The 10,130-nt window shown below is 39.8% G+C and carries 5 protein-coding genes and 1 CRISPR repeat array; of the genes, 4 read left to right on the top strand and 1 reads right to left on the bottom strand.

The window, feature by feature from the left end; translation table 11 throughout:
• Nucleotides 1-340: 340 nt before the first annotated feature.
• Nucleotides 341-1,747, bottom strand: coding sequence for an AAA-like domain-containing protein (locus ACE1AT_RS14715; protein ID WP_374869526.1), 1,407 nt, complete (start codon nt 1,745-1,747; stop codon nt 341-343).
• 962 nt (nt 1,748-2,709) lie between these two features.
• Here ACE1AT_RS14715 and ACE1AT_RS14710 point away from each other — a divergent pair.
• From ACE1AT_RS14710 to ACE1AT_RS14695, 4 genes are all read left to right on the top strand, one after another.
• The gene (locus ACE1AT_RS14710; RefSeq protein WP_374869524.1) at nt 2,710-4,179 is read left to right on the top strand and encodes a glycoside hydrolase family 13 protein; all 1,470 of its coding nucleotides are present in this window, start codon (nt 2,710-2,712) and stop codon (nt 4,177-4,179) included.
• Nucleotides 4,180-4,493: 314 nt separating this feature from the next.
• Entirely contained in the window at nt 4,494-6,614 is a 2,121-nt protein-coding gene (locus tag ACE1AT_RS14705; protein WP_374869522.1) for a hydantoinase/oxoprolinase family protein, read from the top strand.
• 518 nt (nt 6,615-7,132) lie between these two features.
• Entirely contained in the window at nt 7,133-7,870 is a 738-nt protein-coding gene (locus ACE1AT_RS14700) for a class I SAM-dependent methyltransferase (protein ID WP_374869520.1), read from the top strand.
• A gap of 83 nt (nt 7,871-7,953) precedes the next feature.
• Nucleotides 7,954-8,481 carry a dual specificity protein phosphatase family protein gene (locus tag ACE1AT_RS14695; RefSeq protein WP_374869518.1) on the top strand — a complete coding sequence of 176 codons (528 nt, stop codon included), beginning with the start codon at nt 7,954-7,956 and terminating at the stop codon, nt 8,479-8,481.
• 302 nt (nt 8,482-8,783) lie between these two features.
• Nucleotides 8,784-9,975: direct repeats of the CRISPR family, unit length 37 nt; unit sequence GTTGCAACTTCAATTAATCCCTATTAGGGATTGAAAC.
• Nucleotides 9,976-10,130: the final 155 nt, after the last annotated feature.

Here is a 10,130-nt window from a genome sequence, read left to right as displayed (position 1 = left end):
TGTAGGGTTACAAGGTAAGAAATCATAGTCTGCGGTAGGGCATTCCGTGGACTCAAAACAAAGCTCATCGCCTCCTAAGCAGTAGCCGGATTGGATGAGAAGCCTACACTGTATGCTTGCATCAGTGTAGGAGTATGTCACGAAGGGAGACGCACCAGACGCGGGGATGTGGGGCAGTACGGTTCGGTTAAGAATTTTTCGTCATAATTTCGGACATGTAGAGAGGTTGCAATGCAACGTCTCTACGATTTTTTTCGCTGGAATAAATTATCCTGTCACCAACTGTATTGGTTAATAAACAGAACGCGAGTTACCAATGACCAATGACGAGAAAAATTGATCAACTAATTACAGAGAGCTGCTTTTCAAAGTAGGCGCGGTAGAGTTCGCAACGTGGTTTGATGCGATCGCCTTCGTAGCTGATCACTCCCAAGTTATCAAGCTTGCAAATCTCAACAGGATCAACAGAAGTACTTTGCCTACCCGCCAAAATTTTAGTATATGTGTCCATCAGACTGGGTTGCTCTTGTAGAGTTGCCCAATGTCGCCACAAATGATGGCGGTAGATACCACCGTTGGCGATCGCCTCCTGTATCAGCTGTTCTAGAGTCATTTTTTGAGAGCAAATATTATACAGAGAAATCCGAACTAGGGCTGGATGTCCCCCTATAAGTGACATCAGCTGGGTCACTTCGTTACCGTAACTCCAGTCTAGTCCGTGCCTTGTAGCTAATTCTTTTACCTGTGCTTCAGTAAATTCTGGTAAGCGTAAGGGTAATCCTATATTGAATGGGGAGCGGTTAATATCCAAAGAGACATACACTTCTGTAGAGTAAACTACTACTAGTCTCAGTTTTTGCCAGATGGGATCTCTTCGTCCTTCTTCATGCCATGAACGCAACAAAGTGAAAAACTCTTGGGCTAGTTCTGCATGTTCAAAAAAGCGATCTGCTTGCTCTAAGACGAGAACCACAGGACGTTTGATTTGTTTGAGCAAGTAATTCTTAAAGTATAAACTACAACTTATTTTCCTACCCATTTCTTCATCCCAGTAGGCATCTATATTTGGATCAATACCTAATTCTTTTGCTACGCGCCAGCAAAAAAAACGGAAAAAGTGGCTTAAGTCAACCATGCACAGCGAATCGATTTGATCACAATCCAATTTGACTGTGTGATATCGCTGCTTTTGTGCGAAAGCAAGCAACCGCAGCACCAGAGAGCTTTTACCCATATCTCTGGGAGAGCGAATCCTGATTACACACCCTGGTTGCGTAATTTCCTGATAGGCTAGTTTCTCTATTGGTGGACGTTCGATATATAGCGGAGAATCTAGAGGAACTGGACCATCTGGATATGACCAAATGTATTCAGAATGTCCATATAGTTCTTTAATCGATGGCAATTCCAACGCATATATGTCTTTTTTGTCTAAATTTGTTAGTAATCCTGGAAAACTTTCAGTGTAATTCGGTTCACTCAAGATGGTGTAATCTTCCCGACGTAACTCCAGATTAAAGGCATTGAAGCAGAGTTTGAGGGTTTTGCGATCCACACTTGCATTCGACGACCACAACCGAGTCAACGTTTTAGTAGAAATTTTTATGCGATCGCTTAACTGTTCCATACTGAAGCGATTACCATTATTCTCTGCTATTTCTACTCTTAAAATCGCTGCTTGTAGCCGCTTCAGTCCTACGGAGGTCAGCATAACTCCCCGTCTGCGTGTAGCTTTAGATATTTCCATGAGCTAACTAGACAACCCTATACTTGTTAATTTTTGATAGAAAAAAATCTCTAGCCTTGATTTTTGAGCCTTTTGTCAACAAGGGAATTTCAAAAATTATCTTACACTCGCAGTTATACAAGCACAGTCTAGCTGTACGAATACTGATATAAATTCGTACACATTAACTTAATGTATATGACCGTGGTCAAAAAAGCACTAACTTGATTTGCAATGCTACAAATAAATATAGCTGCTGGATGTGCTGTGCGATCGCACAATTGATGATTTTGTTCCAAATTTAAGATTTGCATTATTTTTCTCTTTTAGAAAAAAACTGCTTGATACCAGTTTATTGTAACTGTTTTAGCTGTCTATTAACTGTTTCAATTGAATACATTCAAACCTAAATGAGTCTACTCTACAATTCACTCTTTTAAATTAATGGTATAAAAAATGACATAAATTCATATTTGTTTTTTAGCTTCTTAAGATAAATTTCCCCCTAGAATTCTCTATAGATACGATTTGATCAGTATATACTTAGTAAAGCATCTATAAGTAACTTTCGGCTAATCTTTTGAAAGAAATATTACTTGCAAAATTATTTTTATTTACCAGTATAATAACTATCTGTCTGAGCAGATGCGTCAAATTATCGTGTCGTTAGGATCGCTTGTTGTGATCTAACGATCATTTGTTGGGGAATAGCGATCGCTTGTTGTGATCTAACGACCGCTTGTTGTGATCTAACGACCGCTTGTTGTGATCTAACGATCGTTTGTTGTGATCTAACGATCGTTTGTTGTGATCTAACGACCGCTTGTTGTGATCTAACGACCGTTTGTTGTGATCTAACGACCGTTTGTTGGGGAATAGCGATCGCACTCTGCAATTACAATCAATTTTTCTACCACAGGTGTGAGACACAATTAACCCAGTATCTGCAACGATGATCGCGATGGAGACAAAGAGGGTAACACATGGAGATTTGCACACCAGACTGGGTTAAACATGCTGTTTTTTATCAAATTTTTCCTGATCGCTTTGCCAGAAGCAAGCAACCACGTAAGCGCTTGTTACGTAATGCGAGTTGGGAAGATTGGGATGCGATACCTACACTCCAAGGTTATAAAGGAGGGGATCTATGGGGTGTGCTGGAACAGTTAGATTACATTCAGGATTTGGGAATTAATGCTATTTACTTTACGCCGATTTTCCAATCTGCAAGTAATCACCGTTATCATACCCACGATTATTATCAAGTTGATCCGATGTTGGGCGGTAATCCGGCTTTTAAGGAATTGCTAGATGCAGCCCACGCCCGCAATATCAAAATAGTTTTAGATGGAGTATTTAATCATTCCAGTCGTGGTTTTTTCTTTTTCCACGATATTTTGGAGAATGGCCCCTATTCGCCTTGGGTAGATTGGTTCAAAATTGAAGGCTGGCCTCTTTCGCCTTACAACGGCGAGTTTCCCGCTAACTATGTAGGTTGGGCTGACAATCGGGCTTTACCAGTATTCAACCACGACAATCCAGAAGTACGCGAGTATATTATGGAAATTGCCGAATTTTGGATTAAATTTGGCATTGATGGTTGGCGGTTAGATGTACCATTTGAAATTAAAACTCCTGGTTTTTGGCAAGAGTTTCGCGATCGCGTCAAAGCGATCAATCCGGAAGCTTATATAGTGGGTGAAGTTTGGGGAGATTCCCGCGAATGGTTGGATGGTACGCAGTTTGATGGTGTAATGAATTATTTATTTGCTGCACCAACAATTGCATTTACCGCAGGCGATCGCGTCGATATGGAACAAGTACAAGATCGTTCCTATCATCCTTACCCACCGTTATTTGCGGCTGAATACGGTGTCAAAATGCAGAAACTGCTACAACTTTACCCCTGGGAAATTCAACTTACCCAATTAAACTTGCTAGCAAGTCATGATACCGCTAGGTTGATTTCTATTGCTGGAGGCGATATTCCCAGCGTGGAACTAGCAACTCTACTATTACTGACTTTTCCTGGTGCTAGTAGTATTTATTACGGTGATGAAGTGGGTTTACCAGGTCGTCTTGATCCCGATTCCCGGCGTGGTTTTCCCCTAGAAGCAAACTGGAACCAAGAAATTCTCGACACCCACCGCCAATTAATTGCTCTGCGCCATGCTTATCCCTGCTTGCGTACAGGTAATTATCAAGTATTACATGCTTATGGGCAGCTTTACGTATTTGCCCGTAGTTTAAATCAGGAAGAAATCATAGTAGCCGTCAATGCTGGTACTGCATCTGTAAAAGCAAATATAGATATTAACTTGCATAGCCAACCCAACAAGCTTTTATATGGTAATGCTGAGATCGAATGGCACAATGAGGGAGAAACGAAACAATTAAGTTTAAATCTTCCTCCCCGCAGTGGTTGTATTTTGGGTATGGGTCAAAACAAGTAAAAAATAAAAAGTAAAAAGTAAAAAGAAAGATTTCCACGGATAAATCCGTGGGCTTGACTTTTGCTGCCAGCCTACGATTTAAATCGTAGGCTATTTTTTTCTAATTTCCTACTCTGCAACAACTAGTGCAGGCATCAAAACTTGATCAATAATATGGATGACGCCATTGTCAGCTAAATCTGCAAACACATTACCACTGCTTGTTTTGACGTTGATTTCCTCTGTCATTTTTCTCTTCCTTTTGCTTAGTGCTATAGTTCTGTGTGTGATGTTCTTTCGCTCGTTTGAATCTTGCTTCAAGGTGATGTCATCTCATGCTAAAAGTCTTTGCCGATCGCGGTGGTACATTTACAGATATTGTTGCGGTTACTGATAATCAAGCAATCATAGACAAACTCTCAGAACACCAAGAACGTTTTCTGATTGTTCCCCTTCCTAATCAGCAATGGATTATAGTTTACAAATTACTCTCAGAAAATCCCGAACAATATCAAGATGCTGTTATCCAAGGAATTCGGGATATCATCGGACTTAATCGTCATCAATCCATACCACCAGAAGCCATTGAAGTGGTAAAAATGGGAACAACAGTCGCTACCAATGCACTGTTAGAAAGACATGGCGATCGCGTTGTGCTTCTGATTACCAAAGGCTTTAAAGATGCATTGCGAATTGGCTACCAAAATCGCCCTCATATCTTCGCCCGACATATCATCTTACCCACAATGCTTTATGAGCAGGTGATTGAGGTAGACGAACGCTATGATGCTAACGGTAACGAATTAACTCCCATCAATATTGAACAGGTCAAAAAAGACTTACAAACAGTTTATAATACGGGCATTCGTAGTTGTGCCATTGTATTTATGCATGGCGATCGCTATCCTGATCATGAACAACAAATCGCCCAACTTACCCAGGAAATTGGTTTTACGCAGATATCTGTATCCCACCAAGTAAGCCCTTTAATGAAACTGGTTAGTCGCGGAGATACAACAGTAGTAGATGCATATTTAACTCCGATTTTGCGGCGCTATGTCAACCAAGTAGCTAGTCAGTTACCTGGTGTCAGATTAATGTTTATGAAATCGGATGGCGGATTAACCGATGCACAACAATTTCAAGGCAAAGATAGTATTTTAAGTGGCCCAGCTGGGGGTATTGTTGGTGCAGTTCAAACTAGCAAAAGAGCAGGTTTTGACTTAGTGATCACCTTTGATATGGGTGGGACAAGTACAGATGTTGCCCACTTTAAAGGAGAATATGAACGTCAACTAGAATCGGAAATTGCTGGCGCCCGGATGCGAGTTCCCGTATTAGCAATAAATACTATTGCTGCTGGCGGCGGTTCAATTTTGTTTTTTGATGGTTCTAGTTATCGTGTCGGCCCAGAATCGGCGGGATCAAATCCTGGCCCTGCTTGTTACCGTCGTGGCGGCCCGTTAGCTGTCACCGATGCTAATGTCATGTTAGGCAAAATTCACCCCCAATATTTTCCCTCTGTGTTTGGGGCTGATGGTAATTTGCCCTTAGATAAAGATATTGTCGTTGATAAATTTACCCAATTAGCTCAAGATATCAAAAATACTACAACTGACACTCGTACTCCCGAACAAGTAGCCGCCGGATTTATTGCTATTGCGGTAGAGAATATGGCAAACGCAATTAAAAAAATCAGTCTGCAACGAGGTTATGATGTCACTCAATACGTGCTTTGTTGTTTTGGTGGTGCAGGTGGTCAAGTTGCTTGCTTAATCGCCGATACTTTAGGGATGAAAAAGATATTTTTGCATCCCTACGCGGGAGTGCTTTCAGCTTATGGTATGGGATTAGCTGATGTGAGGGCAATTAGAGAAAGTGGAGTAGAACAACCTCTTACCCAAGCATTAATTCCCCAATTACAACAATTAATGCAAATTTTAGAAACCCAAGCTAGAAATGAATTACCCCTTTCTACTGATAGCACAGGTGGAATGGCAGCAAGCACCGCAGAAGAAATAGTCAGAAAACTTAATTTGAAATATGAAGGAACTAACTCGATTTTGACGATTAATTTTGCCTCAGATGTAGCAGTGATGCGACAAGAATTTGAGGTTGAACATAAATCTCGCTATGGTTTCATTCAAATCGAAAAAACCTTAATTGTTGAATCCGCTTCAGTAGAAGTGATTCAGAAAATGGATACTCCTGAAGAACCATTAATTACTCGTACTCGTCCTAACAATCAACCTCCCGCATCTGTCGAGATAGTACAAATGTTTACTGCTGACCAATGGCATGATACCCCAGTTTATCGACGAGAAGATTTACAACCAGAAGATCATATTAATGGACCAGCAATCATTGTCGAAAAAATCAGCACAATTGTAGTTGAACCTGAATGGCAAGCAAGCTTAACTGAACGTAATCATTTAGTGTTGCAACGTGTTAATTAGGATTAATTTAGTGATCAATACTTGCTTTTCAATACATAGAGCAAAACTATTTAGATTAAATTAAGTATTAGAGGTTATTTATCAAGTAAAAAGAAAATCAATGTAGGGGAGCCAGTGCGTTGCTTTAGTTCCCAAAGTTGTAGTACTTGGCTTTGCATTAGGCGCGTATTTTAATCTCATATCAGGTTCGCTTGATTACTTATAATTCCCAAAGAACCCCACCCTGGCTTCGCCACCCCTCCCCGCAGGCGGGGAGGGGTTGGGGGTGGGGTGCAATGACTGTGGGAAGTATAACTAATTATCCGAACTTGATATAATTAGGACTTACGCAAAATCATGAAACAACGAACCACAAAGGACACAAAGGACACGAAGAAATAAGAGTTTGGGAGAGTTATTGCGTAAGTCCTAATAATTTTTCACGAAACCGCTTTTTACCTGCCCTACTTATATATTTACTTTATAAATACTCTCTTAGCCTCATTTCCAGTTAATTCAGCTAAAAAACGAGATTGAATATGAGTTTATATCATCAGCAGAAACATATACCTTTTGATGACTACGAAGCTTTTGCAGAAGCTTACGTAAAGATTACAGAGTCCAATTCTCACAATGCTTACTATGAAAGACCAGCCATGTTATCTCTTTTATCAAATGTCAAATTTAAGCGAGTATTGGATGCTGGTTGTGCAGGTGGAGTATATTCCGAATGGTTGATTAATCACAGTGCTGATGTTGTGGCTATTGACATCAATAATAAGATGGTACAGTTGACTAGACAAAGGCTACAAAATCGGGGTCAAGTTCACCAAGCCGACCTAAATAAACCCCTTGATTTTTTAGAAGATCATTCATTTGATATAATATTAAGCTCATTAACTCTCCACTATTTAAAAGATTGGGAAAGTGTTTTCAAAGAATTTCACCGCATTCTCTTATCTAAAGGATTACTATTGTTTTCGACTCATCATCCTTTCATGGATTTCCAATTTTTTGAAAAAGCTGATTATTTTGCCACAGAACTCATAGAAGACTCTTGGAACAGCTTTGGTGACACACCTGTGCGCGTACGCTTTTATCGTCGTCCATTAAGTGCAATGACTTCCGCACTCAATAATGCAGGATTTGTCATCAAAAAAATTGTTGAACCACGCCCTACCGAAGAGTGTAAACTACTCTACCCTCAAGACTATAAAAAACTCTCAACCAAACCTTGGTTTCTTATTATCCTTGCTCAGAAAGAATCTTGTTCCTAGTGGTTCATCGGAAAAATTTTAATAAGTTTGTAGTAAGCACTTTAGTGCTTAAATATCATAAATTCAGTTTCAACAAAAACAATATGTACAACTTTGCTGCGGCTTGTGAAACTGAAACAATTGTATTTGGTTCTGCAAGACCTGGATACAGTAATGATCAAGTCAATCAGTGGATTGAGTTTATGCAGAGTCAAAATATCAAGCGTGTTTGCTGTTTGCTTCCTCAGACTCAGCTAACTCGTTATTCAAATTTACTTGAAGTTTACCGACAAAAATTTGGACTTAATCAAGTTTGTTGGACACCAATAGCAGATTTTCAACTGAGCGATCGCACAACCCTAACCCAGCAAATTTTACCCTTCTTAGCAGATGCAAATCAACAAAATGAGAAAGTAGTAGTTCATTGTTCTGGTGGAATTGGACGCACAGGACACGTCTTAGCTGCTTGGCTAGTTAGTGGACGCGGATTCTCAAATCAACAAGCGATCGCAGCAGTTAAACAAACAGGTAAAAATCCCTATGAAGCAGCAATTGCTGGTATTCTTAAAGGTCGAAATCCTTGGAAAATTGTTGCAGAGCTAAACGCACTTTTAGATGATTGTCGAATTTAGCGCATTAGCAGCAAAATGCCAATAAATACTACAGTGTTTTTTGCTTGATGACGGTGCAGACCAGTAGGTGTAGAAAAAAAGCAGTCGATTTTTGGGGCTGAAATTATTATTCTGTCTATGTTTGAAGCTGATTTGATGAGAAATGAGGTCTGCACCTTTTCTGTAAATCTTACCCTGACTGGGTTTGAGCAATTTTATACTACTTTGCTCTTGACAGTGCGATCGCTCAAACGATATATTTACTTTAGGTTTGCACCACTGAACCTTGAAAACCAAATACAGCAAGGCTTCTGGATTGAGCAGTTGCAACTTCAATTAATCCCTATTAGGGATTGAAACTGAGCATTAAGAGCCATTGCTCTTTGAGTATTCAGTTGCAACTTCAATTAATCCCTATTAGGGATTGAAACGTGTTAAACAGATGCTGCAAGGATTAAATAGCCGTTGCAACTTCAATTAATCCCTATTAGGGATTGAAACTAACCTCCAAATAGGAATTGTAGAACCCGGTTGATTTGGGTTGCAACTTCAATTAATCCCTATTAGGGATTGAAACCAACGATTCGGACACTATCCAAGGTGAGGGTAATTAAGTTGCAACTTCAATTAATCCCTATTAGGGATTGAAACGGGTCGAAGTTAAACCAAGAATTGCTCATAATTAAAGTTGCAACTTCAATTAATCCCTATTAGGGATTGAAACTTTGATGTATTCAATAAACCTTGGGACGTTGTGGGTTGCAACTTCAATTAATCCCTATTAGGGATTGAAACAAGATACATTATTTATTTAAAATCTATGACAAAATGTTGCAACTTCAATTAATCCCTATTAGGGATTGAAACTCATCAAAACTCCATAGTATTAGTTGATAACTGTATCGTTGCAACTTCAATTAATCCCTATTAGGGATTGAAACAGCGGTGCCTACAAGAGCCTACAAGCCACTATAGTTGCAACTTCAATTAATCCCTATTAGGGATTGAAACTCCATTACCAAGACAGAGAAAAGCAAATGCAATAATAGTTGCAACTTCAATTAATCCCTATTAGGGATTGAAACTCTAGATTGGAAGCTGCAATCTATAGCTAGCTCTGGGTTGCAACTTCAATTAATCCCTATTAGGGATTGAAACTTCATCATTTGAGACTTACCAGCAGCATCCTCTAAGTTGCAACTTCAATTAATCCCTATTAGGGATTGAAACGTATTGGGACGCACTTCTACCCCCAGTCTTTCGGGTTGCAACTTCAATTAATCCCTATTAGGGATTGAAACGAACGATTCTATCTATAGCAGCCCTAATCAAGTTTGGTTGCAACTTCAATTAATCCCTATTAGGGATTGAAACGTCCAAAATGCCGCGATCGGCATTCAAACAACAGTTGCAACTTACACTAATCCCTATTAGGGATTGAAACGGGCAATTTCAAGGATACAGAATCAATTCTTCCAGTTGCAACTTACACTAATCCCTATTAGGGATTGAAACAGGGTAATGTGGCGTTGAACTCTCCACGCTTTGAAAAACGTGGATTCCGAACTGTTGTTGCTACGCCGATTAGAAATCGGACTACGCAACGTTATTCTGCCCCAAAGGGGCTTTGACTGGTTCAATCAGTCCTACCCGCCTCGACCAATTTCTCG

Source organism: Pelatocladus sp. BLCC-F211 (assembly GCF_041928655.1).
In the GTDB taxonomy this organism is placed as follows: Bacteria; Cyanobacteriota; Cyanobacteriia; order Cyanobacteriales; family Nostocaceae; genus Pelatocladus.
This window is presented reverse-complemented; position numbering and strand designations above follow the sequence as displayed.

Excerpts from the sequence above, each read along its gene's own strand:
- ACE1AT_RS14715 (WP_374869526.1), bottom strand. The coding sequence starts at position 1,747 with ATGGAAATATCTAAAGCTACACGCAGACGGGGAGTTATGCTGACCTCC.
- ACE1AT_RS14710 (WP_374869524.1), top strand. The coding sequence starts at position 2,710 with ATGGAGATTTGCACACCAGACTGGGTTAAACATGCTGTTTTTTATCAA.
- ACE1AT_RS14705 (WP_374869522.1), top strand. The coding sequence starts at position 4,494 with ATGCTAAAAGTCTTTGCCGATCGCGGTGGTACATTTACAGATATTGTT.
- ACE1AT_RS14700 (WP_374869520.1), top strand. The coding sequence starts at position 7,133 with ATGAGTTTATATCATCAGCAGAAACATATACCTTTTGATGACTACGAA.
- ACE1AT_RS14695 (WP_374869518.1), top strand. The coding sequence starts at position 7,954 with ATGTACAACTTTGCTGCGGCTTGTGAAACTGAAACAATTGTATTTGGT.